Origin of the sequence: Aquabacterium sp. CECT 9606, from assembly GCF_918741295.1 — a bacterium.
GTDB lineage: Bacteria > Pseudomonadota > Gammaproteobacteria > Burkholderiales > Burkholderiaceae_C > Aquabacterium.
Window position 1 is genome coordinate 215300 of the sequence record NZ_CAKKNB010000001.1, and the last position, 25338, is coordinate 240637.

Here is a 25338-nt window from a genome sequence, read left to right on the forward strand (position 1 = left end):
TGTCCAATTTAAAGATTACGCTCATCATTCAATGAGCGGCATCGGTGACAACCCGAGCCAGGGGCCCCTCATCTAATGGGTGGGCCTGCATGGACAATGGCGCCATGAGTACCGCCAGTTCCCCGCCCGTCAAACGCCGTCGATCGAACAATGTGACCCGTCCCTACGGCGGTGTACACGCCGAGACGCGCAAGCAGGAGCGCCGCACACGACTGATCGCGGCGGGGTTGGAAGTGATCGGGACGCGGGGCTACCACCTGTCGACCGTGCGCGACATCTGCGCCCAGTCGGGCCTGAGCGAGCGCTATTTCTACGAATCGTTCAAGGGCATGGGCCTGCTGTTCGAGGCCGTGTACGCCGAGTTGCACGCCGAGTTGCAGCGCCGCGTGATGGGCGCTTTCCTGGGGGCGGATGCCTTGCAGGCCGACCCCATGAAGCTGGCCGAGGCGGCCGTGGTCGCGTGGCTAAGCTTCCTCAAGGAAGATGTGCGCCGCGCCCGCATCCTGCTGGTCGACGCAGTCACCGTCAACGATTCAAGTCAGCGCAATGCGAAGGCCGCGATCCAGGATTTCGCGGGCATCATCCGCGCCTTCGTCGACATGCTGCACCCCAAGGTGGACAAGCTGGGCTACGACACCGCGTTGATGTCGTCCATCCTCACGGGCGCCTGTGTGCAGGCGGCCAAGTCCTGGATGTGGGGCGACTTCCAGCAGCCGGTGCCTGAAGTCGCCAAGCACCTGACCCTGGTGTTCGGCAGCCTGCACGATTTCTACGTGCGCGAAACCGCGCTGCTGGTCACTTCGCCAGTGGAAGAAGACGCCAAGCCAAAGTCTCGCCGCCGCGCAGGGGCTTGATGCTGGCCTGATCGCCAAAGGGCAGGGACTCGGGCACGACCCAGGGCTCGCGCTTCAAGATGACCTTGTCCACATTGCGGGGTAGCTTGTAGAAGTCGGGCCCGTGGAAGCTGGCAAAGGCTTCCAGCTTGTCCAAAGCGCCCGCGTTTTCAAAAGCCTCTGCGTACAGCTCCAATGCGCAGGGCGCTGAATAGCAGCCCGCGCAACCGCTGGCGTGCTCCTTCAGGTTGGCCGCGTGCGGTGCGCTGTCGGTGCCCAGGAAGAACTTGGGCGAGCCGCTGGTGGCCACTTGCACCAGGGCCACGCGGTGCTCTTCGCGCTTGAGGATGGGCAGGCAGTAGTAGTGCGGCCGGATGCCGCCCATGAAGATGGCGTTGCGGTTGTAGAGCAGGTGCTGCGGCGTGATGGTGGCGCCCACGAAGTGGTCGGCTTCGCTCACGTACTGCGCGGCTTCCTTGGTGGTGATGTGCTCGAACACGATCTTCAACTCGGGGAAGTCGCGGCGCAGCGGGATCAGCTTCTCATCGATGAACGCCTTCTCGCGGTCAAACACATCGACCTCGTTGTCGGTCACTTCGCCATGCACGCAGAACACCAGGCCTTCGCGCTGCATGGCCTCCAGCACCGGGTAGGTTTTGCGCAGATCGGTCACGCCCGCGTCGCTGTTGGTGGTGGCGCCGGCCGGGTAAAGCTTGAACGCGACAGCGCCCATGGCCTTGGCACGCGCCACTTCTTCTGCGGGCGTGTTGTCGGTCAGGTACAGCACCATCAAGGGCTCGAACTTCACGCCAGCTGGCACGGCGGCGCGGATGCGGTCGCGGTAGCCCATGGCTTGCTCGGCCGTGGTCACGGGCGGGCGCAGGTTGGGCATGACGATGGCGCGTGCGAATTGCCGCGCGGTCGCGGGCACCACGCTGGCCATGGCGGCGCCATCGCGCACATGCAGGTGCCAGTCGTCGGGTCGGGTGAGGGTCAAGGTATTGCTCATGCCGTGATTGTTGCATTGAGGCGTCACAGGGGTCCCAAAACCCCCTAAGCCTTGGGCCCTAGTTCTAGGTTCCCCCCTAGCTTGACCGTCCCCAACCCTAGGGGCTTGGGGCCTTGGCACCCTTGTGGCGCTTGTCCGGCATCCCTAGTCTCCGCTCCACACCACGCCATCCAGGCCCGGTGCCTGTTTATCCCCTTCGGAGTTTTTTGGAGACGACCATGCTGATTCACTCAATTTCCAACCGGCGGCGCGCGCTGTCCACCACCGCGCAAGCCGCTGCGGCCATGCTGGCCATGACCTCGATGGCCTGGGCCCAGACCGCCCCGACCTTGCACGTTGAAACCGTGTCTTCATCTCCCGATGCCACCGTGCTGCGCGTGGTCGTGCCCGTGCCCAAGCTGGACAGTGTTGAGACGCCCAGTGGCGTGTTCCAGCGCTTCTCGCTGGCCAACGGCGGCAGTGCCATCAATGACGTCCGCGAAATCGGCCTGCCTGAAGTGCCCTTGAGCGGCTTCTCGCTGGCCTTGCCTGTCGATGGCAAAGGCGACCCTTCGGTGGAAGTGATCCCCGAAGGTTCGATCAAGCGCTTGCAGGCCCGTCTTTACCCAGTGCAGCCGCCTGACAGCGCCGTCGCTGGCGATCGCAGTGCGCCCAAGTTCGAGTTCGATGCCGACCGCTGGTCCAAGGGCGTGAAGGCGCCTGGCCAGGACCAAGGCACCTTGCCCGTGTTCAAAGGCGATGCCAATGTGAACGGCTACCGGATCTCGCCCTACGGCTACAACCCGGCAGAGCAACTCATCACCTACTACTCCAGCTACCTGATCACCATCAAGCACCCTGGCAATTGCTTTGTCTACGATCGCCTCCTGCTCAAAGGCGTGGTCGGATCGCAGAAGCTTGGCTTTGACGGCATCGACCAGCGCATCGAAAAACTGCCCCTGCCGGCCACGCAGTTCACCTTGAACAAGGACCTGCTCACCAAGCTGCGTTGCGCCCCGCCCATCACCATCAATCCCGCCATCCTGGGCGCGCGTTTCCTGATCGTCACGCACCCCAATTTCAAAGCTGCGGCCGACACCCTCAAGGTGCACAAGCAGGCCTTGGGCATCACCACCCGCGTGGTCACCACCGCGGAGATCACCGGCGCGGGCCCCAACGCGACCGAGGCCCAGATCCGCGCCTGGATCGCCAACTACTACAACACGCACCTGATTCGCCCGAAGTGGGTTCTGTTTGTGGGTGACGCCGAGTTCGTGCCCACCCACTACGACCAGCCCAACATCTGGGACTCGGCCAAGAACGCCGGCGACATGTGGTACGGCCAATTCCTGCCGGGCGCCACCGCCACCACCATCCCGCCTTTCGGCATCGGCCGTTTCCCGGTGGACACGCTGGCGCAGGCCAACACCATCGTCTCCAAGGTGATGGCGTTCGAGAACTCGCCACCGGCCAACCCGATCTTTGGGCAGGACTTCTACAGCCGACTCACGTTCGCGTCCTTCTTCCAGATCACCGAGAACGGCAACACCACCACCACCAAGGACAAGCGCTGGTTCGTGGAAACCTCTGAGAAGGTGCGTGACCATGCCGTGGGCAAGGGCTACAGCGTGGCTCGGCTGTACACGGCGGACGCCGCGGCCAATCCCCTGTTCTACAACAGCGGCGCGTCGATTCCCGCATCCCTGAAGAAGCCCGGCTTTGCTTGGGATTCGGATGTCAACGACGTGGCCGCCGCTGTCAACCAGGGCACGGCCATCCTGTACCACCGTGACCATGGCTGGTGGAACGGTTGGGGTGATCCGTCCTTCGGCACGGGCAACCTGGGCCTGATCTCGGTGACCAACAACGAGTTCCCGGTTGTGTTCAGCATCAACTGCGCCAGCGGTGTGTTCGACAACGAGACCGTGGACCTGGCCGGCAACAAGGTCGGTGCCGGTTACAAGACACCGGGCAGCGGCACGCCCATCGCATCGGGCTCCACCTACTGGGCCGAGTCCTTCCTGCGCAAGGCCGATGGCGCATTGGCGGTGATTGGCGATTCGCGCCAGAGCAGCACCGTCGACAACAACCACCTGACCTTTGGTTTGTTCGATGCGGTTTTCCCTGGCCTGGTCCCGAGTTTCGGTTCCAACGTCAAGATCCAGCGCCTGGGTGACCTGTTGAACCACGCCAAGACCTACATCTCCGATGTGAGTACCGGCGCACAGGCCAACATCCACCCGTTCAACAGCGGCGGCACCCGCCCGGCCGTCGGAAACCTGCGTCAGGAACTCAACATCTACAACCTGTTGGGTGATCCGACCGTGAAGCTGCGCACCAGCCCACCCTGGAAGTTCAGCCTGCCCATCTTCACCCTCGAGAAGACGCTGGTGAAGATCAAGGTGCCCGTGCAACCTGGTTGCCTGACCTGCCCGCCCGAGCTGGAGCAGCCCGAGTGGGTCACCGTGGTGGCGTTCGAGCCCAAGACGGGCCGTGAACTGGGCCGCACCCTGCTCAACGTCGATGGCGTGGGCGAGATCGACCTGGGCGACAGCTTCACGGGCGACAACGTGCTGGTGCGCGTGGCCTCGCCCGATGGCAGCAGCACACAAGCGGCCATCAAGGAGACCGACGCCGATGGCGATGGCGTGCCGGACAGCCGTGACAACTGCGTGGCCGTGCCCAACAAGGAGCAGCAGGACACCGACGGTGACGGCTACGGCAACGCTTGCGATGCCGACCTGAACAACGACGGCTTCGTCAATGCCCTGGACCTGTCGACCCTGCGTGCCCAGTTCGGCAAGCGCGGCGTGGCGGGTGACCTGAACGGCGATGGCCTGGTCAATTCGCTGGACGTCAGCCGCTTCAGCAAGCTGTTCGGCAAGGCCCCTGGCCCTTCTGCCCTGCACCTGCCCGTGGCCACCGCCAAGTGATCTTTCTTTTTTCTCAACCCTTTGTGATCTGAACCTCAAGGAATTCTCATGAAACTGCATCAAACCCTCATCGCCGCCGCCGTGACCCTCGCTGCCTTCGCCACGCAAGCGCAAACGGTGTCCGTCATCGCCCCGGTGACCAACGTCAACATCGGCGACAGCTTCACCGTGGACCTCATGGCCACAGGCTTCCCCGACAAGATCTTTGGTGGCGGCTACAACATCGCCTTCGACGCCAGCATGCTCCAGCTGGACGACATCAGCTTCCCGGCCAACTGGGAGTTCCTGGTGGACAAGGGCACCCAGGTGGGCGGCACCGTGAGCGATGTGTTCTTCAACACCTTCTCGGCCCCCATCAAAGGTGACTTCCTGACCTCGACCCTGAAGTTCACGGCCATTGGCTCGGGCAGCTCGGCGATCACCCTGAGCGAATCGCCCTCCTTCCCCTTTGGCGATGAGTTCTCCAACGCCGTCAACGTGACTTACGTGGGTGGCACCGTGAACGTGGCGGCCGTGCCCGAGCCAGGGTCAGTGGCCCTGATGCTGGCCGGCCTGGGCGCCGTCGGCTTCGTGGCCTCGCGCCGCCGCCAAGGCTGACACTGGCCCACGCTGGCGTGATGCCGGCGTGACGCCATTGGCGATGCACCGCCTGGGCGGGGTGCATCGCTTTTTTGTTTGTCAAACGCCTGTCATCAAAGCGGACCATCCTTCGGCGCTTCTCACCTCAGGAGTACCCGAAATGCGTTTGCACCGACTTGCCCATGCCGCTGCTGTTGCGGCCTTCCTGGTGGCCACCGTGCCATCCCACGCCAGCGTTGACCTGATCGCCGTGGGCTCCTTGGGCGGCACCGCAGACCTGTCGGGCTTGTCGGGTGTGCTGGAAAGCGGTTTGCGCGCCGACGTCCTGGGCGGCATCGGATCAGGCCTGGCCTGGGCGGGCGGCGACACCTTCCTGGTGCTGCCCGATCGCGGCCCCAACGCCACCAGCTACCTGGGTGGCGCGGCCGTGGACAACACCACCGCCTTCATCCCACGCTTTCACACCGTGACCCTGGACCTGACGGCCTCGGCGTCGGGTGGCTTGCCCTACACCCTGACCCCGACCCTCAAGGCCACGACCTTGTTGTACAGCCCCACGCCGCTGTCATACGGCTCCACGGCCGGCCTGCCCAGCGGCACGCCCAGCCAGAACAAAGCGGGCCAGTACTTCTTCACCGGCCGGTCAGATGGGTTCTCGACCGGCAATTCGCTAATGCCCAGCAATGCCCGCCTCGACCCTGAAGCACTGCGCGTGTCCCGCGATGGCAAGAGCGTGTTCGTGTCCGACGAATACGGCCCTTACGTCTACCAGTTCAACCGCGCCACCGGCGAGCGCATCAAGACCTTCACCTTGCCGGACCACTTCGCCGCACCGAACCAGAACGCGCTGGGGGCGGCCGAGATCAGCGGCAACAGCACGGGACGCGTGGCCAACAAAGGCATGGAAGGCCTGGCCATCAGCCCCGATGGCAAGACGCTGGTGGGCTTCATGCAAAGCCCGCTGGCGCAAGATGGCGGCGACGGTGGCCGTGCCAACCGCATCGTCAGCATCGACGTGGCCACCGGCGCCACCCATGAGTACGCGTACGACAACGTCATCAACGGCAAGGCTTACAACAGCAGCGAGATCCTGGCGCTGAACGACCACCAGTTCCTCATCCTGGAGCGCGATGGCAAAGGCCAGGGCGATGGATCGTCCGCCAAGGTCAAGCAAGTGTGGGCCGTGGACATCAGCGGCGCGCAGGACGTGAGCAGCTTGTCGGGTGAGGCCGCCCTGCTGGCCAAGGCGCCGACCAAGACCTTGTTCCTGGACATTGCCGGCGCCCTCAAAGCTTTTGGGGTGGCCGACACCGCCATCCCCGCCAAGCTCGAAGGCATGGCCTTTGGCCAGGACATCGTTGAAAACGGCGTGACCAAGCACACCTTGTACATCGCCAACGACAACGACTTCGTGCCAGGTGTGGCCGGCAGCAGCCGCTTCTACATCTTTGCATTCACCGATGCGGAGCTGGCCTCCAAAGGCCTGGCCTACACGCCCCAATCGATCACCTCGGTGCCCGAGCCTGAATCGTTCGCCTTGCTGGGCGCGGGCCTGGCCGTGATGACCTGGGTGCGTCGCCGTCGCTGATCCAGCGCCGGGTGGGAACCCCCCGACAATCCAGGCATGGAAGCTTGGATGGTCGCGGGGGTTTCTTCGTTTTTAGCGTGGTTGGCATTGCCCCAGGTCGGGCTGGGCGCGGTGTTCGTGGTCGCTTTCGTGTCGGCCACGCTGCTGCCTTTGGGGTCCGAGCCGGCCCTCTTCGCCTTCATCAAGCTTCACCCCGAGATGCTCGGGCCGGCGTTGCTGGTGGCCACATTGGGCAACACCTTGGGCGGCGTCGTGACCTGGTGGTTGGGCTGGCTGGCCCGCCGCGGCACTGAAAAAGTCACCCACCACCCCGCCAACACCGATGGCCGAGCCTTGCGCTGGCTTCAGCGCTTTGGCCCGAAGGCTTGCTTGCTGTCGTGGTTGCCCATCGTGGGTGACCCGCTGTGCGCGGTGGCCGGTTGGCTCAACTTGCCGTTTTGGCCCTGCGTGGCCTGGATGGCCGCAGGCAAGTGTGCCCGCTACATCACCACCACCGCTTTCATGCTGTGGGTGGTTTGAATTTCACCATGCGCTATCCCATGTTCATGGGATGCATTTTGTAACGAATTTGTTTCCGTGGCTGGATTAATCCGTGACTTGCGACACTAAGATCGACCCAATCGCGAGCAAAAAACAGCTTCATACCAATCGCGACGATCCAACGCTGTCATCAAAAAAAAGTCCGGGGAGGACTGATGGATGACAAGCCCCGGGGGTGCAAACCTCCGGGGCTTTTTTATGTCATTTCTTGACTTCGAGCGTGGTGATGGTGAACTGGCCTCCCACCTTGTCGGCCGTGAAGTTGACCTTGTCGCCCACCTGCACTGATTTGAGCCAGGCGGGGTTGGCCACCCGGAAGGCCATTTGCATGGCAGGCAGGTCCAGGCTCTTGATCTCGCCGTGCTTGAGCGTGATCTTGCCGGCGTCGGTGTCGATCTTTTTGACTTCGCCATCCACGGCCAGGGCCGAGGCCGACAGGCTCAGGCCCACGATCAGGGCTGCGGTGGTGGCGAACAATGACTTCTTCACTGAGGGCTCCTTGAAGGATGCAATGGCATCCAGTATGACGCGAGGCGCGCCAGTGCGCGATCCTCACCCTATCTAGACGCGCGGGAAGGTGCGGGGGTTGACAAGTTTTTCATCAACTGGCCGCTCAGTGTCCCTAAAATGAGCGCTTTGCTTGTTACAAGAACTGCGCGCCGCCATGACCGCCTTGCCCACCGAAACGTCCGACAGCTTTGCCAATATTTCGCCCCGTGACAAGGCCGAAATCCTCGCGCAGGCCCTGCCCTACATCCGCAAGTTCCATGGCAAGACCATCGTCATCAAGTACGGCGGCAATGCCATGACCGACCCGGCCCTGCAGGCCGACTTCGCCGAAGACGTGGTGCTGCTCAAGCTGGTGGGCCTGAACCCGGTGGTGGTGCACGGCGGTGGCCCGCAGATCGACGATGCGCTCAACAAGATCGGCAAGAAGGGCCAGTTCGTGCAGGGCATGCGCGTCACCGACGAAGAAACCATGGAAGTGGTCGAGTGGGTGCTGGCTGGTGAAGTGCAGCAGGACATCGTGGGTTTGATCAACCACGCCGGTGGCAAGGCCGTGGGCCTGACCGGCCGGGATGGCGGTTTGATCCGCGCCCGCAAGCTGCGCCTGAAAGACCGCGAAGACCCCAGCAAGGAACACGATGTGGGCCATGTGGGCGACATCGTCGGCATCGACCCCAGCGTGGTCAAGGCCTTGCAAGACGACCAGTTCATCCCCGTCATCAGCCCCATCGGCTTTGGCGATGAGAACGAAAGCTACAACATCAACGCCGACGTTGTGGCGGGCAAGCTGGCCGAGGTCCTCAAGGCAGAGAAGCTGGTGCTGCTGACCAACACACCCGGCGTGCTGAACAAGCAAGGTGAGTTGCTGACCGACCTGTCGGCCCGCGAGATCGATGAGCTGTTCGCCGATGGCACCATCTCTGGTGGCATGCTGCCCAAGATCTCATCGGCGCTGGACGCGGCCAAGAGTGGCGTGCATGCCGTGCACATCATCGATGGCCGCGTGCCCCATGCCTTGTTGCTGGAAATCCTGACCGAACAGGCTTTCGGCACGATGATCCGTTCGCACTGATCAGGGCTTCAGCTTAATTGGCGTGGGCTGCCCGGTGGGGTGCGGCGTGCCGTGCCGGTCAATGCGCCCGACCTGGATGTGGGCTTCGCGCACGCCGTTGCGGTCCACTTGCAGGCGCAGCACCCAGGCGGTGTTGTTGTCGGCATCGTCAAAGCCATCAAAGATGAAATTGCCCAGGCTGTAGACGATGGGCTTGCCCTGGTACAGCTCGGTGTCCTGCACCACATGTGGGTGCGTGCCCACCACGGCATCGGCGCCCGCGTCGATCATCAGGCGGGCCAGTTCGCGCTGGCGGTCATTGGCGCGGGGCTGGTGTTCCTCGCCCCAGTGCATGAAGGGGATGACGATGTCGGCACGGTGCACGCTGCGGGCGCGCCGGATGTCCAGCACTACCTGCTCGTCCTCGCTCCACGCCACGCCGGGGTGCTGGTGGCCGGCTTCAAAACTGCGGGGAAAGAACTCGTCGTAGCCCAGCAAGGCGATGCGCAGGCCTTTGCGTTCGATCAGCAGCGGGGTGTGTGCCTGGTTCAGATCACGGCCGCCACCAAAGTAGGGCAGCCTGACGCCGTCAAGCCGTCCCAGCATCTCGGCAAAGGCTGATCGGCCAAAATCGCCCGAGTGGTTGTTGGCCACCGACACCGCGTCCACATGGCGCTTGAGCAGCTTCAAGACGCGCGGGTGGGCCCGGAAGGTGTAGGGCTTGTCCTCGGCTTTGCCGCCGCGCGCAATCACGCATTCCAGGTTGGCCACGCGCACGTCCGCGCTGTCCAGGATGCTGGCAAAGGGCGTGAAGGGATCGTGGCCTTGCTGGATCCGTTGGCCCGGGTGGTCGGCCAGCATCACGTCGCCCATGAACACGATGGACACGGTCGGATCGGCCTCGGCCGCCGCAGCGCACAGGGCGCTTGCACTCAGCAGCAGGGCGGTCAACCAGCGGCGCATCATTGTCATCATGGTGTGGCCTCGGTGTTCAGGGCGCAGCCGTAGACCATTTCGCGGCCCAGTTGCGCTGAATAGACATGGTTCCAGCCGGTCAGGCCGGGCACGGTCTGGTTGCTGGAAAACGGCGGCAAGTGCACCACTTCGTGGATGAGCAGCGGCGCGCCGGGCATCTCCATGTCATAGGCGTACAGGGCGATGTGGTCAACGCGCTGGTCCTGGCCCACCACCACCGCCTTGAACTGAAAACGCCCACCGATGTCTTGCGCGGCCACGGTGTAAGGATCGGCCGTGGGCCGCGCTTCGATGTGAATGGTGTCGCTGGCGTAGCGCACCTGGCAGCGCAGCACCGCAGTCTGCGCTTGTGCGAGCGCGGGCAGGGCGGTGCAGGCCATGGCGATCAGGGCCAGTTGGCCGGGTTTGCCGATGTGTTTCATGCCTGCAATGTACAGGTGGGAGGGGCCGCTTTTGGCGGGCGCCCCCACTACACTGGGGCCGTGAACCTACCGCACTCAAAACAGTCGCCCATCTGGTTGTTTGACCTGGACAACACCTTGCACGATGCCTCTGGCGCGGTGTTCTGGCGGCTCAACAACTCGATGACCGACTACATCCAGGAGCACCTGGGCCTGCCTCGCGACGAAGCCAATCAGTTGCGCGTGCAGTATTGGCGGCGCCATGGCGCCACCTTGCTGGGCCTGGAAAAGCACCATGGCATCCGCGCCGCGCATTTCCTGGCCCAGACCCACCAGTTGCCTGGCTTGGAGCGCGACCTGCGCATGCCCGCCAGCGACCGGGCGGCGCTCAAACGATTGCCCGGCCGCAAGTTCATCCTCACCAACGCCCCGGCCGAATACGCCAAACGCGTGGTCACCGCGCTGGACCTGGCCAGTTGCTTCGAAGGGATCATCTCGATCGAAGGCATGCGCGTGTTCGGTGACCTGCGCCCCAAACCAGATGCCCGCATGCTTCGCGTGGTGCTGGCTCGCCACCGCTTGCCGGCCCACCGCTGTGTGCTGGTCGAAGACACCTTGGCGAACTTGAAAACCGCGCGCGCGGCGCACTTGCGCACGGTGTGGATGCAGAGCTACCTCAAGCACAATCCGCACGGCCCCGAAGCAGGTGCACACTTGCATCGCCGGCCGGCGTGGGTGTGTGCCAGAATCCGTCGGCTGCGTGCGCTTCACGCCGCATTCATCCCCAGCCCTTGATGCTGCACGCCATGACGCGATGAACGACGAACTCATCCCTGCCGCCGTTGAGCCTGCGCCCCGCAAACGTCCCAAGCCGGGCGAGCGCCGCGTGCAAATCCTGCAGGCCCTGGCCACCATGCTGGAACAACCCGGCGCCGACCGCATCACCACCGCGGCGTTGGCCGCGCGGCTGGAGGTCAGCGAAGCGGCCTTGTACCGGCACTTCGCCAGCAAAGCGCAGATGTTCGAAGGCCTGATCGACTTCATCGAGCAAAGCCTGTTCACGCTGGCCAACCAGATCATGGAGCGCGAAGCCGATCCCGCCGTGCAGATCACGCGCATCCTGGGCCTGGTGCTGCAATTCGCTGAAAAGAATCCCGGCATGGCCCGCGTGATGGTGGGCGATGCCCTGGTGTTTGAGCACGACCGCCTGGCGGTGCGCATGAACCAGGCCTTTGAGCGGTTGGAGTCCCTGCTGCGCCAGAGCTACAAGGTGCGCGCCGAGGCGCGCGGTTCGGCCACGCCCACGGTGGACGGGCAAACCGGCGCCTCGCTGGCCATCAGTGTGGTGCTGGGCCGCTTACACCGCTTCACGCGCACGGGCTTCAAACGCCTGCCCACCGAGCACCTCGACGCCACCTTGCGGCAGTTATTGGCCTGACCCTTTGCGGCGAAGCAGAGGCAGCAAGCCCAGGCCCGCCAGCAGCATGAGGTAAGCGCTGGGTTCCGGCACCGCGGTCAGATTGATGTTGTCGACGTTGAAGGAGCCCGGCCCGCCGCTTGAGATGTCGAAGGTCAGGGTGTCGATGACCATCGAGCCGCCGCCGGTCAAGGTTTGGAACCCCGGGCTGGGGGCCTGGCTGTTGGGCAGGCTGAACAGCACGGTGCCGCCGAGCGAGCCTCGGATCTCATAGCCCACGCCTGAATTGAAGGCCTGCAGGTCGAGCGCATTGAACACGAACAAGCCCCCGCCCGCGGTGATCTGCAGGTTGCCGAACGGCGTGTCCGGGCCCAGGTCTGAGACATAGATGCTGGGCAGCGGGTTGCCAAAGACATGGGCTTCCTTCCACTCGCCCAGCGTGGGTGTGACGGTAAAGCCATCTTCGGTGTAGGCGCTCAGTGGATCGGCGGTGGCGCCAGTCAAGCCGTCGAAGGTGATGACGGCGGCCGAAGCGTTGGATGACATCAAGGTCAGGGCGAGCAGGCCGGTGGTCAGGGTCGCGGCGGATTGCTTGAAAGGTGGCATGGTGTTTTCTCCGGTTGGAACTTCAGGTTGAGGGATTCGCCCGAGGACAGCATGGACGGGATGATTTTGTTCGGCCTTGCGCCATGCGACAAGCGCTTGGGGGCTTCAAGTTAGGGGGCGCAGGCCTGCCACCCTCTACACTGAGCACCATGAGCACGCCCGACCTGACCTCCCTGATCAGCCGCGCCGAACACCTGATGGCCCGGCTCGAAAACGTCCTTCCGCATCCCTTGAATGAACCCGAGTGGGCGGTCTCGGTGGCCTGGCGCTACCGCAAGCGCGGCAGTGGCGGCGCCACGCTGGAGCCTATCCGCCACATCGGCCGCATCCAGCTGTCCGATCTGCAGGAGGTGGACACGCAAAAAGAGCGCTTCACCCGCAACCTGGCTCAGTTCGTGGCCGGCCGCACGGCCAACAATGTGTTGTTGACCGGCGCGCGCGGCACAGGCAAGTCCTCGCTGGTGAAGGCGGGGCTGAACGAGTTCGCGGACCAAGGCCTGCGCCTGATCGAGGTCGACAAGGCCGATCTGGTGGACCTGGCCGACCTGGTGGACCTGGTCGATGGCCGGCCTGAGCGCTTCATCGTGTTCAGCGATGACCTCTCGTTCGACGAAGGCGAGCCCGGCTACAAGGCGCTCAAGTCGGTGCTCGATGGCTCGGTGTCAGCCGCGGGCGACAACGTGCTCATCGTGGCCACCTCCAACCGGCGCCACCTGCTGCCCGAGTACCACGCCGACAACAAGAGCTACCACCGCAGTGATGATGGCGAACTGCACCCCGGCGAGGTCGTCGAGGAAAAGATCTCGCTGTCCGAACGCTTCGGCCTGTGGATCAGCTTCTACCCCTTCACACAAGACGAGTACCTGGCCATCGTGGCGCAATGGTTGAGCCACTACCACGTGCCTGCCCAGGCCATTGAAGCGGCCCGGCCGCAGGCCCTGGTGTGGGCGATCGAACGCGGTTCACGCTCGGGCCGGGTGGCCTACCAGTTCGCCCGCGACTACTCGGGGCGCGAGCATGGCTGAGCCCAAGTCCTACCACGTGATGGCAGAGACGGACCGCGTGCCCGTCGAGGTGGCGGTGGGCGTGCTGATCGAGCGTGATGCTGCGGGGCGCGAAACCCGTTTTTTGATGACCTCGCGCCCCCCGGGCAAGGTCTACGAAGGCCACTGGGAGTTTCCGGGCGGCAAAGTGGAGCAGGGCGAGACCATCGAGCAGGCCCTGCGCCGCGAGCTGGTCGAAGAGCTGGGCATCACCATCGGCCAAGCCCACCCTTGGCAGACCGAGGTGATGGACTACCCCCACGCCAAGGTGCGCCTGAACTTTTGCAAGGTCTACGACTGGCGCGGTGTGCTGGAGATGCGCGAGGGCCAGCAAATGGCCTGGCAGACCTTGCCGGTCGAGGTGGTGCCCGTCCTCCCCGGCACCGTCCCGGTGTTGTTGTGGCTGGCCGCCGAACGCGGTCACGAAGGTGTCACGCACAGCGGATAATGGGGGTCGCCCCAAAAATCCACAGGCCCCCCGCTGGAGGAGACATCCCATGACCTACAAGACCCTGGACTACGCGGTCGATGACGACGGCGTGTTGCTGCTCAAGCTCAACCGCCCTGAACAGCTCAACTCCTTCACCGTCGAGATGGCCAACGAACTGGTCGACGCTTTCACGCGCGCCAGCAATGACGACGCCGTGCGCGCCATTGTGGTCACCGGCGCGGGCAAGGCCTTTTGCGCGGGCATGGATTTGACGGCCGAAGGCAATGTGTTCGGCCTGGACGAACGCCAGTGGCCCACCATGGACGACATGCGCCAGCGCCTGAACGATCCAGACATCTTCAACGGCGTGCGCGACACCGGTGGCCGCGTGGTGCTGGCCATCTACGATTGCAAGAAGCCTGTGATTGGCGCCATCAACGGCGCGGCCGTGGGCATTGGCGCCACCATGACCTTGCCCATGGACATCCGCCTGGCCTCCGACAAGGCCCGCATCGGCTTTGTCTTTGGCCGCATCGGCATCGTGCCCGAGGCCTGTTCCAGCTGGTTCCTGCCGCGCGTGGTCGGCATCTCACAAGCCTTGGAATGGACCTACCTGGCCGATGTGTTCGACGCGCAAGAGGCCTTGCGCGGCCGCCTGGTCAAGGCCGTGGTGCCGCATGACCAACTGCTGGACGAGGCGCTCAAGATCGCCCGCCGCATCGCCACCGAACGCTCGCCCGTGGGCATCGCGCTGACGCGCCAGATGATGTACCGCAACTCGGCCCAGCCGCATCCACTGGCGGCCCACCAGGTCGATTCGCTGGCCATGTTCTACACCAGCATCGGCGATGGCAAGGAGGGTGTGAAGGCCTTCCTGGAGAAGCGCCCCGCGCAATTCGAGGGCAAGACCTCCGAGATGCCTTCTTTCTACCCATGGTGGGAATGAGCTCTTGAGTGATTTCGCGCTGCCCGAAGACTTTGATCTCGGGGAATACTTTGATGGCCGCACCCTGGCGCGCGCCGTGGACCTCAAGCCCGAGCAGGCCATCCAGTCCATGCAGGTGATCGGACCGGTCTTGTCGACACGCCTGCACGGCAGTGGCGCGCAGGCCTACGCACAGCGCACCGAGCTGGTCAATGACCGGCGTCTGGGCCTGCGCGTGATGGGCCACTGCACTTGCCCGGTCGGCTTGAACTGCAAACACGTGGCCGCGGCCCTGATGGCGTTTGAGGCGCAGCAGGTGCGCAAGCAGCGTGGCGGCGCCGTGCCCGATGAACTGCCAGTGATCAAGGCGACACCGCCGACAGCCGCCCGTGTGGTGGATCCGGCGCCCGAACTGCCCACCTTGAACCTGGGCGCCCTGACCCTGATCCCGGTGCTGAGGCTCACCACCTGTGTGGACGTGGTCTCCGAGGCCATGCTGCACCACCGCTACGGCTCTCAATCCTCCATCAACACCAAGGTGCGCCAGGCAGCGGCGCAATTGATCCTGCGCTACCAGCCCGAAGGCAGCGAGCCGGTGGACTTCCACTTCCCTGCCGCCCATGGCGCCATGGGTTTCAGCGAACGCGAAGATCCCGATCAGCCCGGCCAGCGCCAGATGGTGCGCTTTGAACGCCAAAGCAAGCAAGAGGCCACGGCCTTGCTGGACCTGTGCAACACGCTGGAGTTCAGATCGTGGAGCCTGTCGGCCGGCCTGGCCATCAACCGCCTGACACGGCTGAACGCAGGTGGTGGTTCGAATGGTGCCGGATCGGCCTTGGAGGGCGAGCCCCTGGTGCTGGTGCCGCAACGCCGCGAGCAGTGGCCCCACATCCTGACCACGCAACTGCCCTTGCTCAAGTCGCGAGGCTGGGTGGTCGAGGTGAAGCATGATTTCCCCTACGAACTGCACACCGCCGAAGAGTGGACCGTCGATGTCGACGAGGAAGCCGGTGGGGATTGGTTCAGCGTGGGCTTGAAGGTCACCGTGGAAGGCCAGCGCATTGACCTGCTGCCGCTGCTGGTGGGCCTGGTGCAAACCGGTTGGCTGAAGTTGAACTCCGATTTGCGGGACGGCAAATCGCGCGGCGAAGTGCTGGTGCCCTGGCCCGATGACGCCGTGCCCGAGCCTGGCGCCTTGCCCCGCCAACGCCTGCTGCGCATCCCCGTGCAACGCGTGGCGCCCCTGATGGAATGGATGCGCTCGGTCTTCGCCGCCAATGGCAAGGACAGCGGGCCCTTGCGCCTGTCACGCTTCGACCTGGGCACGCTGGAGGCCGTCACGGCGCAGACCACCGTGGTGGCTCCGCCCAGTTTCACCGACCTGATCGAGCAGGTGCGCTTGTTGGGCAGTGGCCGCAGCTTGCCGGCCGTGCAGCCTTCGCCCAACGTGCAGGCCACCTTGCGCCATTACCAACTCGATGGCCTGGCTTGGATGGACTTTCTGCGCCGCGCCCGGCTGGGCGGCGTGCTGGCCGACGACATGGGCCTGGGCAAGACCCTGCAGACCCTGGCTTTGCTGCAAGCCGAGCTGGACGCGGGCCGCCTGGACCGGCCCAGCCTGGTGGTGGTGCCTACCAGTCTGATCGCCAATTGGCAGACCGAGGCACAGCGCTTCACGCCTGGCCTGAAGCTGGTGGTGCTGCACGGGCCGCAGCGCATGCAGTACTTCAAGCGCATCGAGCACGCCCACCTGGTCATCACCAGTTACCCGCTGGCCGTGCGCGACATCGACACCCTGGCTTCGCACGAGTGGCATTACCTGCTGCTGGACGAAGCCCAGCGCATCAAGAACAGCCGCAGCCAGGCCACCTTGTCACTCAAAGGCCTGCGCGCGCGCCACCGCCTGTGCTTGAGCGGCACGCCACTTGAGAACCACCTGGGCGAGTTGTGGAGCCTGATGGACTTTGTGTGCCCCGGCCTGCTGGGCAGCGAGGCGCAGTTCCGCGAGCACTACCGCAACCCCATTGAGAAACGCAAGGACACCTTGCAGGCCGAGCATCTGGCCCGCCGGGTTAGACCCTTCATCTTGCGCCGCACCAAGCTGCAGGTGGCGCGCGAACTGCCCGAGAAAACCGAAACGCACCTGCGCGTGGATCTCAGTGGCACGCAGCGTGATCTGTACGAAACTGTGCGCGCCACCATGGACAAGAAGCTGCGCGAGGCCATTGAAAAGCAAGGCCTGGCCCGCAGCCAGATCATGGTGCTCGACGCCTTGCTCAAATTGCGCCAGGTGTGCTGCGATCCGCGTTTGCTCAAGATGGGCCCGGACGGCGTCCCCGCCGCCGGCAAGGCCGCGCCTTCGGCCAAGATGGCTTTGCTGCTCGACCTGCTGCCCACCCTGGTGGAAGACGGCCGCCGCATCCTGCTGTTCTCGCAGTTCACGGAGATGCTCTCGCTGATCGAGGCCGAACTGGTGCGCCTGAAGATCGACTACCTCAAGCTGACGGGCGAGACAAGTGACCGCGCGGGCCTGGTCGACAAGTTCCAGAAGGGCAATGTGCCCCTGTTCCTGATCAGCCTGAAGGCCGGTGGTGTGGGCCTGAACCTCACGGCCGCCGACACGGTGATCCTGTACGACCCCTGGTGGAACCCGGCGGTCGAACAGCAGGCCATCGACCGGGCCTACCGCATCGGGCAGGACAAGCCGGTGTTCGTCTACAAGCTGCTGGCCAGCGGCACGGTGGAAGACAAGATGGTGGAGCTGCAGGCCCGCAAGGCCGGCTTGGCCGACCTGCTGCTGTCGGGCGTGGCCAGCGATGCCGCGCTCAACGCGCAAGACTTCGACGAACTCTTCAAGCCGCTGATCCCGGAAGAGTCAACGCCCTGAATGAAAAAAGCCCGGCCGTTCAAAAGAACACCGGGCTTTTCAATCAAGTTGCAAGGCGGGCTCGTCAGCCCGCCAGGCTCAATCACTTCAGTTGATCGCTGATCAGCTTGGTCATCTCGAACATCGAGACTTGAGCCTTCTTGAAGATCACCTTCAGCTTGTCGTCTGCATTGATGTTGCGCCGATTGGCGGCATCTTGCAGATTGTGCTTCTTGATGTATTCCCAAACCTTCTTGGTGACTTCCGTACGCGGCAGTGGCTCAGCGCCAATGACTGCGGCCAGAGCCGGGCTCGGTGTGAGAGCCTTCATGAAGGCGGCATTCGGGGTGCGCTTGACAGCGACCTTCTTGGCTGCAGGTGCAGCCTTCTTTGCCGGGACTTTCGCAGGTGCCGCAGCCTTCTTGGCCGGGACTTTCTTCGCAGTTGCCATGTGAATTCACTCCAATCTAGGGTCAGATCTGATGCCTTGCCTCGGGCACATGCTGAGTTCGCATGTGTTCCTCAAGGGTATTGCGCCTGCGATGGTAATGCCACTTCCCTCTGAAAAACAGTGTTTATGAATGTTTGTGGCCCCTCAACGTCAATGAAATGTGCATTGGAGCCGGCCGTGCGGGCCCTCAGGCGCTGCAGACATTCGAGTTTCAGTGTTCAATCGCGTCTTTGTTGGTGTTTTCAGGAGTACGTTGGATGACGCCCCAAGCCGTTTTGGCCCAACCGTTCACGCTGCCCAATGGCGTAGTGATCAAGAACCGCCTGTTCAAATCGGCGATGTCCGAAGCCCTGGGCAATCGTGAACGCGCACCGACGCCTGAGCTGGTGCGCCTGTACCAGGCCTGGGCCGACGGCGGTGTGGGTTTGTGTGTCACCGGTAACGTGATGATCGACCGACGTGCTTTGGGCGAGCCCGGCAATGTGGTCATCGAAGACGATCGCCACTTGGCCGAGCTGAAAGCCTGGGCACAGGCCGCCACGCGTGGCGGCACGCGGTGCTGGGTGCAACTCAACCACCCGGGCAAGCAATCGCCCAAGGGCCTGAACAAGGAAACCGTGGCGCCATCGGCCGTGCCGTTTCGTGATGACATGAAGGCCTTCTTCGCCACGCCGCGCGAGTTGACCGATGCCGAGATCCATGCCTTGGTCGAGCGTTATGGACGTGCCGCGGGCATCGTCAAGCAGGCGGGTTTTTCGGGCGTGCAGATCCATGGTGCGCATGGCTACCTGGTCAGCCAGTTCTTGTCGCCGCACCACAACCGCCGCACCGACGACTGGGGCGGCACGGCCGAGAAGCGCCGCCGCTTCGTGTTGGCCGTTTACCGCTCCATGCGTGAACACGTGGGACCTGATTTCCCGGTGGGTATCAAACTGAACTCGGCCGATTTTCAGCGCGGTGGCTTCACCGAAGAAGAATCGCTGGACACCATCCGTGCGTTGGCCGAGGCCGGCATCGACCTGATCGAGGTGTCGGGCGGCACGTACGAAGCGCCTGCCATGACGGGCATCAAGGCCGACAAGGCCCCGGTGAAGGACAGCACGCGCCAGCGCGAGGCTTACTTCATGGCCTTTGCCGAGAAGGCGCGCCAGGCCGTCAAAACGCCTTTGGTGGTGACGGGGGGCTTCCGCTCGTCGCAGGGCATGGCCGAGGCCATCAGCTCGGGCGCGGTGGACATGGTGGGCCTGGCGCGGGCACTGGCGGTGGAGCCTGCGCTGCCTCAGCGCTTGTTGAACGGGCAGGAACCGACGCACGTGATCAAGCCGATCAAGACGGGCATCAAGTTCATCGACAAAATGGGCCTGCTGGAGGTGACCTGGTACACCGGCCAGCTCAAGCGCATTGGCAAAGGCGAGCCACCCAAGCCGACTGAATCGGCCTTGTGGGTGTTTGCCAAGTTCATTGCCCACCAGCTGGGGGTGGGCCAGAAGAAGCGCTCGCCCACGAAGTTGCGGGCGAGCTGATGACTCGGTGCTGCTGAGTTGCTTACAGCGACAGCAAGGCGCCAGTGACCAATGCGGTCAGTGGAATGCTGAACAAGGTCAGCGCCACCAGGCGCCGGCCATGCAGGCGAGACCACATCAGCACGCCAGTGATGGACAGCACCACCAGGCACCCGGCGATCGAGTCAGCGGCCAATATCCACAATGGATGCACGCTCTGCGCCATGTGCAAGCGCGTCAACAGGTAAAAGCCGTTGCCTTCCTTGCGCTTGACCGTGACGAGTTGGTTGCCGCGCCAGTACTCCGCCACCACGCTGCCTTTGGGGCCGGAGTGGCTGAACTCCCAACGCTCGGGTTGTTGTAATGATTGGTTGCCCCAGCTGACCGGCCTGGCCGGCTCACGCTGCAAACGCAACTGCTCAGGTCGCACATGCAAGGAGGCGGCCAACCATTGCGCCATGGCCTGAGGGTCAGCGCGTTGGTTGGGCTCAACCGGGATGGTGAAGTTGCTGGGGGTCGTCTCCACCAAAGGCAGCTTCATCACCGCGCGATGATTGAGCAGGATGCCCGTGGCTCCGAACAGCAAGCCAAACACGCCGCCCCACAATCCACACCAGGCGTGGGTGCGCTTCAGCCATTTCAGAACGGCAGCTCGGCGCCAGCCCACTGGCAGGAACAAAGGGCCGCCAGGACGGCTGACCGGGGCAGCCGCTTGGCCTGGCAGCACGGCGCTCATGGTTGACTTGAGCGTGAAGGCGAGAAGGTGGGCTCGCCTTGCCCCGTCGTCAAAGTCAAGGTGGCCCGGTGCCGCTGGGCTTGGTAAGGCTTGCCTTCAAACTCGCCAGCGCCTTGCTCCAGGTGGATCACTTGCAAAATGTATTGCCCCTTCCAGGGCATGGGCAGGCGCACAGCGCCCTCCTTGTCCGTTCGTGCTTCCTGGGCCCAAGTGTTCTGGGCCACGATCTTCACATCGGCCTTGGGCAGAGGTTTGCCGCGGAAGTACACCTTGAAGTTGCCCGCTTCAGGCGATGGCACGATGTCCAGCGTCAAGCCGGGCTGGGCCGCCGAGGTGGGGAGCGTGCCTTGATGGCGAGCGTAGAAAAATGGTTTGACGATGCCGATGCCCGACATGCTCCAGTCTTTCACACCCACGGCCAACTCTTCTACCAGGATTGTTGCTGGAGCAGGAACCGGTGATGCCAGGGCAAAACCTTCGGCGCGTTTGCTCAACTTGACGGGCTTGGCCACGGCGTCGGGGGCATTCAACCAACGGGCTTGCGGCCCGGGGATTTCATCAAGCCGCCCTGGTGAGCGCTCACGGGCTGACTCTTCGTACTCGCCGAAGAACACGGTGGCCTGGGGGCCTTCATGCTCGATCCAAAGGTAGTGGGCACGTGCGGTGCTCATCGACAAGAAGGCCAATGCCGAGGCCACGCAGGCTTTGAAGTGATGTGGTTTCATGGTGGGTTTCCGATGGCTCATCAGTTGAAACGCAAGCGTGCTGTCAGGAAGGCGGAGCGCTCTTCGCCAGGCAAGGCGCCGCTGAAGGTGGCGTTGGTGAAATAACGGCGGTCGGTCAGGTTGCGCAGGTTCAAGCCGATGTCCCACGATTTTGTCTCGTAGAAGACGCTGGCATCCAGCACCGTGTAAGAAGGCACCCGGTACAGGTTCAGGCTGTCGGCGTAGGTATCGCCACGGTAGGTGAACCCACCGCCCACACCCCAGCCGCGCAGCGACTCGGCCTGCAAGCGGTAGGCGGCCCAGAGGCGGGCGCCTGTCTTGGCCACGGCGGCGGGCCGCTTGCCATTGATGCTGGCGGTGACACCTAACTGCGTGTTCGTGGCGCTGGCATTGGAGGTCGTTTTGGCATCTTGCCAAACCAGGTTGGCCGTGGTGGTCAAGCCAGTCATCGGGCTGCCTGACAAGTCAAGCTCAAAGCCTCGCGTCCTGTCTTTGCCATCGGGCGTCGGGTCCAGGTTGCCTGGCAGCGTGATGTAGTAGTCCTGGCGCCGGGTTTCAAACAAGGCGGTGGTCAGGTCAAGCTTGTTGTTCAGCAAGGACAGTTTGGCGCCGACTTCCAACTGCGATGAGCTTTCCGGAATCACGGTGCGCCCGTCGGCCGATGCACTGACGCGGCCAGCCTCGGTGGCCAGGTTGACGAATTTGCCGTTGGACCAACCCGCGTAGAACGAGGTCTGGCTGGAGGGTTGCCACACGCCGCCCAAAGAGCCTGTGGTCCAGGTGACCGTGTCCTTCACGGTGCGCGGCACAACGGAGGCTCCTTGCAGTCCCTGGTCGGTGACCTTGGCGCTGTCTGTGCGCAGGCCGGCTCGCAGCTTGAATTGCTCGCCGAACGCAATCTGATCCTGGGCGTACAGGCCCCATGCCTGTGAACTGATGTGGCGGTTGAAGCCCTGAGAGGGCACTGGCGACAAGCCAGCCAACGAGGTCTCTGGTACCACGGGCTGGTTGATGTTGGTGATGCTTGGCAGGTTGTAGCCGATGCGGACGGTGTCAGCCCGGGTGTGGTTGAACTCGATGCCGGCCAAAACGGTGTGCCGCGCGGTGGGTTCGCCAAATTTCCAGACGATTTCGTTCTGCAGGCTGAGGTAGCGGGCATCGTCGTTCTGGGTTCGAACATTGCGGCCGGTCATGGCGTTGTTGATGTCGCCCGGGTTGCCTCCGGCATTGCGCAACATGTCCAGCGAGCGCCAGTCCTGGATCAATGCCGTTCGCAATAACAGATCGCTGGAGAACTGCCATTCGTGGCCCAGTGTCAAACGGTCAATGGTTTGGTCGCTGTAATTGAAGGGGCTGTAGTACTTGGCCTCAAGGTGCACCGGCACGATCTGGCGGTTGATGTTGAAGGGCAGGCCATAGTTGTCGGGCTTGACCTTCAGTTCGCGGTGGTCGTAGTCAATGGTGAAGGTGCTGTTGTCATTGACCCACCATGTCAGCGAAGGCAGAACCTCGTTGATCTCGCGAGACAGGCTGCGCCAACCGTCGGTTTTCTCGGTGTTGACGATCAGCCGTGCGGCAACATTGTTCGACAAGGGGCCGGTGATGTCCGCGCTGCCCTGAACGGTGCCAAAGCTGCCCAGGGTGGTGGACAGCTCCGCGCCAAATCGACGCTGAGGCTGTTTGGTCACCACGTTCAAGCTACCGCCGGGTTGACCTGCACCGTACAAGGCCGACCCTGGTCCTTTCAGCACTTCGACCCGCTCCACATCAGCGAAGGTGCGCCAATAACCGTTTTGAGTGGTGCCATCGAAGTAGCCATCGCGCAGAAAACGCATGGCCTGGCCTCGAATCACGTAGTTGTTGGCAAAGCCGTAGCCGCCACCCATGACCGGTTGCACACCACTCACGTTTTCAACCGCCTGGTTCATCGTCAAGGTGCCTTGGTCGTGCAGCACCTCTTTGGGCACCACGACGACAGAAGCGGGCAGGTCGCGGAGGGGGGTGTCGGTCTTGCTGCCTGTCTGAGTCTGGCTTCGCAAGCTGCCCGACCGTGCGCGCGCGCCCTGGACTGTGATGCTTGGCAATGAAGATTCAGCCGTTGTGTCGCTGTTGGCGTTCTGCGCCAAGGCGGGGGTGGTGGCGACAGCCGCCCCTATCAGGCTGGCCAATGCGGCCAGTGAGGTGGCGGTTCGGGGAAGGGGGTGGCACACTCGAATGACTCCTTAACAATAACCGTAATGATAACGATTATTATTAAGTTTTGAAAAGTTAGTGTGACGACGCGCTCGCTCACCCGTGTATGGGTCAAGCCCTTTGAAACAAGACGGCGGGAGTGATGTCGTGCAAGGTGGCGCAACCGGTGAGCGCCATGGCGATCTCCAGCTCATCGCGCAGCAGGCGGATGACATGGGCCACGCCCAAGGCGCCCGCGGTGGCCAGCGCATGCACATAAGGGCGGCCGATCAGCACTGCACGGGCGCCCAGTGCGATGGCCTTGAGCACATCGGTGCCGCGCCGGATGCCACCGTCCACCAGCAAGGGCATGTCGGGGCCGACGGCTTGCGCGATGCGCGGCAAGGCCCAGGCGGTGGGGATGGCCGTGTCCAGGGTGCGGCCGCCGTGGTTGGACACGATCAGGCCGGCCACGCCCATCTGGGCCGCTTGCCGCGCATCGTCTTCATGCAGGATGCCTTTGAGCAGGATGGGCAGGCGGGTGACGCTTTGCAGCCAGGCGATGTCGGACCAGGTGGGGGCCGCACTCAGCAGGCCGTCGAACATGGCGCTTTGCCCGACGGACAAGGACATGGGCGGTGCATCTGGCAGGCCCGCCAGATTGACGGCCGAGATGCCCGGCGGCAGTTTGAAGCCGGCGCGTCGTTCGCGGTCGCGGGCGCCGCTGGCGGGGGCATCGACGGTGATGACCAGGGCTTCGTAACCGGCGGCTTCGGCGCGTTGCACCAACGCCTGCGTGAAGGCCCGGTCGTGCTGCAGGTAGAGCTGGAACCACAGGGGGCCACGGCCTGGGTCGGCCAGGATCGCTTGGGAGATATGCTCCAGCGAGGTGCTGGCTTGTGTGCTCAACACGAGGCCAGCACCTTGGGCCGCAGCAGCATAGGCGGTGCCCAGTTCGCCATCGGGGTGGGCCATGCGCTGAAAGGCCACGGGCGCCAGCAGGATGGGGTGGTCCAGCGTGCGGCCCAACAAGGTTTGGCGCGTGTGGCCACCGGTCAGGGCACGCAGCACGCGAGGGTGCAGCTGAAGTTGATCCCACGCGGTGCGGTTGGCTTGCAGGGTGAGCTCGTCGGCGGCACCGCCACTGAAATAGGCCCAGGCGTTGTCGTCAAGCCGTTCGCGTGCGTGGGTGGTGTAGTCGGTCAGATTGACCGTGCCAGGCGGGATCGCACCGAGTTCGGGGATGGAGCTCATGGTCGGGTGCTCAGGCGACGTCATCGCCATGGGGAGCCGCTTTTCGCCCGGTGATCATGGCCAGAGCCAGGTTTTCCCGGTGACGCAAGCTGGTGAACACGACGCCGACCAGGTGAAGGGCGATGAGGCCCAGCAAACCCCAAGCCATCCAAGTGTGGATGATCTCCAAGGGCTCGGAACCCCAGTAGCGATCGGTGGTTTGCAGCCATCCTGTGAAGGCGGTACCGCCCACACAGGTCAGTAAGGCTACCACCATCCAGCCGCCGAGGGGGTTGTGCCCGATGTGCCGCGGCTCCACGTGACGCCACAACTGCCGGCTGTAGTCCATGACAACGGAAGGGCGGTGCACGAACTGGGCAAAGCGAGCGTATCGTCGACCTGCCCAGCCCCACATCAAGCGGATCGATACTGCCGCTGCGGCCACGTAGCCGGAACGTTCATGTGCCCATCCAATGCCCAAGTCCAGGGTGCTCAGCCATGCCGTGGCAATGGAGGCCACCAGTGCCCAGTGCAGAAGGCGGACGAGTCGATCCCAGACTTGAATCACTGCACCACGTTGCCGATCAACTCAAGGGTCTTGGGATTGAAGTAGGACTCCTTCTTGTTGCCTTGCTTGTCAAAGCCATAGACCTCGTAGCAGCCGTTGTCCACCTTGATCTTGCGGATCTGCCAACCTTCTTTTTCAAGCTTGCTGACCAGCTCGTCACGTTTTTTCCATTCCGCGGCGGGCTCATTGCATTTGAAATCACCGTGAGCGTGGACCAGCGTTGGCACGGCGGCAAACAGCGCCAGGGAGAGGACTACGGATGCTTTCAT

Annotated in this window: 24 protein-coding genes and 1 pseudogene; 13 read left to right on the forward strand and 12 right to left on the reverse strand. The window is 63.6% G+C overall.

Going from position 1 to position 25338, the window contains the following annotated elements; genetic code table 11:
- Positions 1 to 104: 104 nt before the first annotated feature.
- Complete coding sequence (locus LQ232_RS01000; protein WP_230177718.1) at positions 105 to 854, forward strand: TetR/AcrR family transcriptional regulator; 750 nt, start codon at positions 105 to 107, stop codon at positions 852 to 854.
- On the opposite strand, the gene pyrC is transcribed toward LQ232_RS01000, so the two are convergent.
- Positions 796 to 1842 carry a dihydroorotase gene (pyrC, locus tag LQ232_RS01005; protein ID WP_230177720.1) on the reverse strand — a complete coding sequence of 349 codons (1047 nt, stop codon included), beginning with the start codon at positions 1840 to 1842 and terminating at the stop codon, positions 796 to 798. The two genes, LQ232_RS01000 and pyrC, sit on opposite strands and share 59 nt — an antisense overlap.
- A 218-nt stretch (positions 1843 to 2060) precedes the next feature.
- Between pyrC and LQ232_RS01010 the strand changes: the two genes are divergently transcribed.
- The 4 genes and pseudogenes from LQ232_RS01010 to LQ232_RS01025 all read left to right on the forward strand — a co-directional run bounded on the left by LQ232_RS01010 (position 2061) and on the right by LQ232_RS01025 (position 7440).
- The gene (locus tag LQ232_RS01010) at positions 2061 to 4754 is read left to right on the forward strand and encodes a C25 family cysteine peptidase (RefSeq protein ID WP_230177723.1); all 2694 of its coding nucleotides are present in this window, start codon (positions 2061 to 2063) and stop codon (positions 4752 to 4754) included.
- Positions 4755 to 5258: 504 nt separating this feature from the next.
- Positions 5259 to 5351, forward strand: a pseudogene (locus LQ232_RS23635) (PEP-CTERM sorting domain-containing protein); the annotation flags it as partial.
- 142 nt (positions 5352 to 5493) lie between these two features.
- Positions 5494 to 6921 (forward strand): esterase-like activity of phytase family protein, encoded by a 1428-nt coding sequence (locus LQ232_RS01020; protein ID WP_230177727.1) that lies wholly within the window; start codon positions 5494 to 5496, stop codon positions 6919 to 6921.
- A 36-nt stretch (positions 6922 to 6957) separates the two neighbouring features.
- A complete protein-coding gene (locus tag LQ232_RS01025; RefSeq protein ID WP_230177730.1) occupies positions 6958 to 7440 on the forward strand; it encodes a YqaA family protein in 483 nt (160 codons plus the stop codon).
- A gap of 222 nt (positions 7441 to 7662) precedes the next feature.
- On the opposite strand, the gene LQ232_RS01030 is transcribed toward LQ232_RS01025, so the two are convergent.
- Entirely contained in the window at positions 7663 to 7950 is a 288-nt protein-coding gene (locus LQ232_RS01030) for a copper-binding protein (RefSeq protein WP_230177732.1), read from the reverse strand.
- 175 nt (positions 7951 to 8125) lie between these two features.
- Here LQ232_RS01030 and argB point away from each other — a divergent pair, with 175 nt between their 5' ends.
- Positions 8126 to 9040, forward strand: coding sequence for an acetylglutamate kinase (gene argB, locus LQ232_RS01035; RefSeq protein WP_230179693.1), 915 nt, complete (start codon positions 8126 to 8128; stop codon positions 9038 to 9040).
- Here argB and LQ232_RS01040 read toward each other — a convergent pair whose 3' ends face one another.
- Positions 9041 to 9994, reverse strand: a complete 954-nt coding sequence (locus LQ232_RS01040; RefSeq protein ID WP_371820050.1) for a CapA family protein — start codon at positions 9992 to 9994, stop codon at positions 9041 to 9043.
- The gene (locus tag LQ232_RS01045; protein ID WP_230177735.1) at positions 9991 to 10416 is read right to left on the reverse strand and encodes a hypothetical protein; all 426 of its coding nucleotides are present in this window, start codon (positions 10414 to 10416) and stop codon (positions 9991 to 9993) included. The genes LQ232_RS01040 and LQ232_RS01045 overlap by 4 nt, the downstream gene beginning before the upstream one ends.
- Before the next feature lie 60 nt (positions 10417 to 10476).
- Between LQ232_RS01045 and LQ232_RS01050 the strand changes: the two genes are divergently transcribed.
- The gene (locus LQ232_RS01050) at positions 10477 to 11190 is read left to right on the forward strand and encodes a pyrimidine 5'-nucleotidase (protein WP_230177737.1); all 714 of its coding nucleotides are present in this window, start codon (positions 10477 to 10479) and stop codon (positions 11188 to 11190) included.
- A 19-nt stretch (positions 11191 to 11209) separates the two neighbouring features.
- Positions 11210 to 11833: a nucleoid occlusion factor SlmA gene (gene slmA, locus LQ232_RS01055; RefSeq protein ID WP_230177739.1), complete on the forward strand. Its 624-nt coding sequence runs from the start codon at positions 11210 to 11212 to the stop codon at positions 11831 to 11833.
- On the opposite strand, the gene LQ232_RS01060 is transcribed toward slmA, so the two are convergent.
- Positions 11822 to 12418 (reverse strand): PEP-CTERM sorting domain-containing protein, encoded by a 597-nt coding sequence (locus LQ232_RS01060; RefSeq protein ID WP_230177741.1) that lies wholly within the window; start codon positions 12416 to 12418, stop codon positions 11822 to 11824. The genes slmA and LQ232_RS01060 overlap by 12 nt on opposite strands.
- A 149-nt stretch (positions 12419 to 12567) precedes the next feature.
- Here LQ232_RS01060 and LQ232_RS01065 point away from each other — a divergent pair, with 149 nt between their 5' ends.
- From LQ232_RS01065 to LQ232_RS01080, 4 genes are read left to right on the forward strand one after another with little or no spacing between them, the layout of a single operon-like run.
- On the forward strand, positions 12568 to 13443 hold the full coding sequence (locus LQ232_RS01065) for an ATP-binding protein (RefSeq protein WP_230177743.1): 876 nt from the start codon (positions 12568 to 12570) through the stop codon (positions 13441 to 13443).
- A complete protein-coding gene (locus tag LQ232_RS01070) occupies positions 13436 to 13909 on the forward strand; it encodes an NUDIX domain-containing protein (RefSeq protein WP_230177752.1) in 474 nt (157 codons plus the stop codon). The genes LQ232_RS01065 and LQ232_RS01070 overlap by 8 nt, the downstream gene beginning before the upstream one ends.
- Before the next feature lie 49 nt (positions 13910 to 13958).
- Entirely contained in the window at positions 13959 to 14837 is an 879-nt protein-coding gene (locus LQ232_RS01075) for a crotonase/enoyl-CoA hydratase family protein (protein WP_230177754.1), read from the forward strand.
- Positions 14838 to 14841: 4 nt separating this feature from the next.
- Entirely contained in the window at positions 14842 to 17703 is a 2862-nt protein-coding gene (locus LQ232_RS01080; protein ID WP_230177756.1) for a DEAD/DEAH box helicase, read from the forward strand.
- Between the two features lie 82 nt (positions 17704 to 17785).
- On the opposite strand, the gene LQ232_RS01085 is transcribed toward LQ232_RS01080, so the two are convergent.
- Positions 17786 to 18133 (reverse strand): SWIB/MDM2 domain-containing protein, encoded by a 348-nt coding sequence (locus LQ232_RS01085; RefSeq protein WP_230177758.1) that lies wholly within the window; start codon positions 18131 to 18133, stop codon positions 17786 to 17788.
- 257 nt (positions 18134 to 18390) lie between these two features.
- Here LQ232_RS01085 and LQ232_RS01090 point away from each other — a divergent pair, with 257 nt between their 5' ends.
- On the forward strand, positions 18391 to 19656 hold the full coding sequence (locus LQ232_RS01090; RefSeq protein ID WP_230177760.1) for an NADH:flavin oxidoreductase/NADH oxidase family protein: 1266 nt from the start codon (positions 18391 to 18393) through the stop codon (positions 19654 to 19656).
- A gap of 22 nt (positions 19657 to 19678) precedes the next feature.
- Here LQ232_RS01090 and LQ232_RS01095 read toward each other — a convergent pair whose 3' ends face one another.
- The 6 genes from LQ232_RS01095 to LQ232_RS01120 all read right to left on the reverse strand — a co-directional run bounded on the left by LQ232_RS01095 (position 19679) and on the right by LQ232_RS01120 (position 25338).
- On the reverse strand, positions 19679 to 20371 hold the full coding sequence (locus LQ232_RS01095; protein ID WP_230177762.1) for a PepSY-associated TM helix domain-containing protein: 693 nt from the start codon (positions 20369 to 20371) through the stop codon (positions 19679 to 19681).
- The gene (locus LQ232_RS01100) at positions 20368 to 21096 is read right to left on the reverse strand and encodes a DUF4198 domain-containing protein (protein ID WP_230177764.1); all 729 of its coding nucleotides are present in this window, start codon (positions 21094 to 21096) and stop codon (positions 20368 to 20370) included. The genes LQ232_RS01095 and LQ232_RS01100 overlap by 4 nt, the downstream gene beginning before the upstream one ends.
- A 20-nt stretch (positions 21097 to 21116) precedes the next feature.
- Entirely contained in the window at positions 21117 to 23306 is a 2190-nt protein-coding gene (locus tag LQ232_RS01105) for a TonB-dependent siderophore receptor (RefSeq protein ID WP_230177766.1), read from the reverse strand.
- A gap of 94 nt (positions 23307 to 23400) precedes the next feature.
- Positions 23401 to 24522, reverse strand: a complete 1122-nt coding sequence (locus LQ232_RS01110) for an alpha-hydroxy acid oxidase (RefSeq protein WP_230177768.1) — start codon at positions 24520 to 24522, stop codon at positions 23401 to 23403.
- Positions 24523 to 24532: 10 nt separating this feature from the next.
- Positions 24533 to 25069 carry a cytochrome b/b6 domain-containing protein gene (locus tag LQ232_RS01115; RefSeq protein ID WP_230177770.1) on the reverse strand — a complete coding sequence of 179 codons (537 nt, stop codon included), beginning with the start codon at positions 25067 to 25069 and terminating at the stop codon, positions 24533 to 24535.
- Entirely contained in the window at positions 25066 to 25338 is a 273-nt protein-coding gene (locus tag LQ232_RS01120) for a PepSY domain-containing protein (RefSeq protein WP_230177777.1), read from the reverse strand. Before LQ232_RS01120 ends, LQ232_RS01115 begins: the two co-directional genes overlap by 4 nt.

What these genes read in the sequence shown, in the direction of transcription:
- LQ232_RS01000 (WP_230177718.1), top strand. Translation starts at nt 105, where the DNA reads ATGAGTACCGCCAGTTCCCCGCCCGTCAAACGCCGTCGATCGAACAAT.
- pyrC (WP_230177720.1), bottom strand. Translation starts at nt 1,842, where the DNA reads ATGAGCAATACCTTGACCCTCACCCGACCCGACGACTGGCACCTGCAT.
- LQ232_RS01010 (WP_230177723.1), top strand. Translation starts at nt 2,061, where the DNA reads ATGCTGATTCACTCAATTTCCAACCGGCGGCGCGCGCTGTCCACCACC.
- LQ232_RS01020 (WP_230177727.1), top strand. Translation starts at nt 5,494, where the DNA reads ATGCGTTTGCACCGACTTGCCCATGCCGCTGCTGTTGCGGCCTTCCTG.
- LQ232_RS01025 (WP_230177730.1), top strand. Translation starts at nt 6,958, where the DNA reads ATGGAAGCTTGGATGGTCGCGGGGGTTTCTTCGTTTTTAGCGTGGTTG.
- argB (WP_230179693.1), top strand. Translation starts at nt 8,126, where the DNA reads ATGACCGCCTTGCCCACCGAAACGTCCGACAGCTTTGCCAATATTTCG.
- LQ232_RS01040 (WP_371820050.1), bottom strand. Translation starts at nt 9,994, where the DNA reads ATGATGACAATGATGCGCCGCTGGTTGACCGCCCTGCTGCTGAGTGCA.
- LQ232_RS01045 (WP_230177735.1), bottom strand. Translation starts at nt 10,416, where the DNA reads ATGAAACACATCGGCAAACCCGGCCAACTGGCCCTGATCGCCATGGCC.
- slmA (WP_230177739.1), top strand. Translation starts at nt 11,210, where the DNA reads ATGAACGACGAACTCATCCCTGCCGCCGTTGAGCCTGCGCCCCGCAAA.
- LQ232_RS01060 (WP_230177741.1), bottom strand. Translation starts at nt 12,418, where the DNA reads ATGCCACCTTTCAAGCAATCCGCCGCGACCCTGACCACCGGCCTGCTC.
- LQ232_RS01065 (WP_230177743.1), top strand. Translation starts at nt 12,568, where the DNA reads ATGAGCACGCCCGACCTGACCTCCCTGATCAGCCGCGCCGAACACCTG.
- LQ232_RS01070 (WP_230177752.1), top strand. Translation starts at nt 13,436, where the DNA reads ATGGCTGAGCCCAAGTCCTACCACGTGATGGCAGAGACGGACCGCGTG.
- LQ232_RS01075 (WP_230177754.1), top strand. Translation starts at nt 13,959, where the DNA reads ATGACCTACAAGACCCTGGACTACGCGGTCGATGACGACGGCGTGTTG.
- LQ232_RS01085 (WP_230177758.1), bottom strand. Translation starts at nt 18,133, where the DNA reads ATGGCAACTGCGAAGAAAGTCCCGGCCAAGAAGGCTGCGGCACCTGCG.
- LQ232_RS01090 (WP_230177760.1), top strand. Translation starts at nt 18,391, where the DNA reads ATGACGCCCCAAGCCGTTTTGGCCCAACCGTTCACGCTGCCCAATGGC.
- LQ232_RS01095 (WP_230177762.1), bottom strand. Translation starts at nt 20,371, where the DNA reads ATGAGCGCCGTGCTGCCAGGCCAAGCGGCTGCCCCGGTCAGCCGTCCT.
- LQ232_RS01100 (WP_230177764.1), bottom strand. Translation starts at nt 21,096, where the DNA reads ATGAAACCACATCACTTCAAAGCCTGCGTGGCCTCGGCATTGGCCTTC.
- LQ232_RS01110 (WP_230177768.1), bottom strand. Translation starts at nt 24,522, where the DNA reads ATGAGCTCCATCCCCGAACTCGGTGCGATCCCGCCTGGCACGGTCAAT.
- LQ232_RS01120 (WP_230177777.1), bottom strand. Translation starts at nt 25,338, where the DNA reads ATGAAAGCATCCGTAGTCCTCTCCCTGGCGCTGTTTGCCGCCGTGCCA.